Source organism: Dietzia sp. DQ11-44 (assembly GCF_014145205.1).
GTDB lineage: Bacteria > Actinomycetota > Actinomycetes > Mycobacteriales > Mycobacteriaceae > Dietzia > Dietzia natronolimnaea.
The window spans coordinates 1-2,118 of sequence record NZ_JAALEC010000556.1 but is presented as its reverse complement, the minus strand read 5'-3'; the positions used below and the strand labels follow the sequence as shown (position 1 = coordinate 2,118).

Sequence of the window (2,118 nt, the reverse complement as noted above, 5' to 3'; positions counted from 1 at the left end):
GCCGCGGGGGCCTCGGTCGCGGTGGCCTCGGCCGCGGGGGCCTCGGCTGCCGTCTCGCCCTCGGGTGCCGCGGTCTCACCGGTCACCTGGTCGAGCTGCTCGGCCTCCCACTCGGCGAGGGGCTCGGCCTCTTCGCCGGTGGCCTTGCCCGCCTGTGAACGGGCCTTGAGGCCCTCGGCGACGGCCGAGGCGATGACCCGGGTCAGGACGCTGACCGAGCGGATCGCGTCGTCGTTGGCCGGGATCGGGTAGTCCACGAGGTCGGGATCACAGTTCGTGTCGAGCAGGGCGACGACCGGGATGTTGAGCTTGCGTGCCTCGCCGACGGCGATGTGCTCCTTGTTGGTGTCGACGATCCACACGACGGACGGGACCTTGGTCATGTCCCGCATGCCGCCGAGGGTGCGCGCCAGCTTGGTCATCTCACGCGTGAGCATGAGAATCTCCTTCTTGGTGCGTCCCTCGAATCCACCCGACTGCTCCATCGCCTCGAGCTCCTTGAGGCGGATGAGGCGCTGGTGCACGGTCTGGAAGTTGGTGAGCATGCCGCCCAGCCACCGCTGGTTGACGTAGGGCATCCCGACCTTCGCGGCCTCTTCGGCGATGGCCTCCTGGGCCTGCTTCTTGGTGCCGACGAACAGGACCGTGCCTCCGTGGGCGACGGTCTCCTTGACGAACTCGTACGCCTGGTCGATGTACGTGAGCGTCTGCTGAAGGTCGATGATGTAGATGCCGTTGCGGTCGGTGAAGATGAACCGCCGCATCTTCGGGTTCCAACGACGGGTCTGGTGACCGAAGTGTGCGCCCGCGTCGAGCAGCTGCTTCATGGAGATGACTGCCATGGAAGTGTTGAGGGGCTCGTCCGGCTTGGAAGCAGCCGGACCGCGAGGCCCTCGTCCTCGCTTTCTGGTGTGTATCGGGTTACGCCCGAGAAACCGGGTGGTCTCGGGCCCTGGTGACCGCAGCGGACCGAACCCCCGACGAGCAGGGGCACCTACGGGTCCGGTGTCCGGTGAAGCCGGGGCTGTGAGGCCCCGGGTCCGGATGCACCTCCCGTGGGAGGTGCAGGACACGCGAAGTCAATCGACGTCAGTCGACCGCATCGGCAATCATAACCCGCCCGCGCCCGCACTCCAACACGCGATCGATAGCCGTCCCGCCCCTGTGGAAGGTCGTGGACCTCCTCCACAGCGGGGTCTGTCGGTCGGATTCCCCGCCGCGTCTCCGGGTGTACTCGATCCATGAGCCCCTCGACACCGACCGCCGCGACGCCGCGCCTCCGACCGTCGGTGATCGCCACCGCGGCCGCGACGGTGGCCGCGGCCGTCGCCGCGACCCTCGTCGTGGTCCCTCCCGCCACCGCCGTCCCGGATCCCCCTCGCCGGGACCTGAGGAGGCCGCTCCCCGGTCCGGTGGCGGTAGTGACGCCCTTCGACCCTCCCGCCGAGCGCTGGCTGGCCGGCCATCGGGGGGTGGACCTGGCGGCGCCACTCCTGACACCGATTCACGCACCCGCCGGCGGCACGGTGCTGTTCGCGGGCCCTGTCGGCGGTCGTCCGGTGCTCTCGATCGACCACGGCTCGGGACTGCGCACGACCTACGAACCGGTGCGGGCCACCGTGCGCACCGGGGACAGCGTCACCACCGGGGATGTGGTGGCGCACCTTCTCACCGGCCACGCCGGGTGTCCCGTCGACTCCTGCCTCCACTGGGGCGCGCGCCTGGCCTCGGGTGGGCCGTCGGGAAACGACGACGACTACCTTGATCCGCTGAGCCTGTTGGCGGTCGAGGACAGACCGATCCGCCTCAAGCCGACCCTTCCCGGCGACGGGTTCGGCTGACCCCTCCACGGACCGAACCGGTCAGGCTCTCGGATGGGCGCCCCTGTAGGCGGCACGGAGGCGTTCCGCCGAGACGTGCGTGTAGATCTGGGTGGTCGCCGGAGTCGAGTGACCCAGCAGTTCCTGGACGTGGCGGAGGTCGGCTCCACCCTCGAGCAGGTGTGTGGCGCTGCTGTGACGCAGGGCGTGGGGCGAGACCTGCGGCGATCCGGGGGTGGCGGCCGTGACCTCGTTGACCACCCGGCGCGCGGCCCGGGGGTCGAGGCGGCCTCCGCGC

The 2,118-nt window shown here is 70.2% G+C and carries 3 protein-coding genes; 1 reads left to right on the top strand and 2 read right to left on the bottom strand.

All coding sequences use genetic code 11. From position 1 onward, the window contains the following. On the bottom strand, window positions 1-842 hold an 842-nt coding region (gene rpsB / locus G6018_RS13375; protein WP_182639871.1), incomplete at its 3' end, for a 30S ribosomal protein S2. Between the two features lie 399 nt (window positions 843-1,241). On the opposite strand from rpsB, the gene G6018_RS13370 reads away from it, so the two are divergent. Beyond that, window positions 1,242-1,841: a M23 family metallopeptidase gene (locus tag G6018_RS13370; protein WP_182639870.1), complete on the top strand. Its 600-nt coding sequence runs from the start codon at window positions 1,242-1,244 to the stop codon at window positions 1,839-1,841. 21 nt (window positions 1,842-1,862) lie between these two features. Here the strand turns inward: G6018_RS13370 and G6018_RS13365 are convergent. Then, window positions 1,863-2,118, bottom strand: a 256-nt coding sequence (locus G6018_RS13365) for a tyrosine-type recombinase/integrase (RefSeq protein ID WP_241732105.1), incomplete at its 5' end; no start/stop codon positions are given.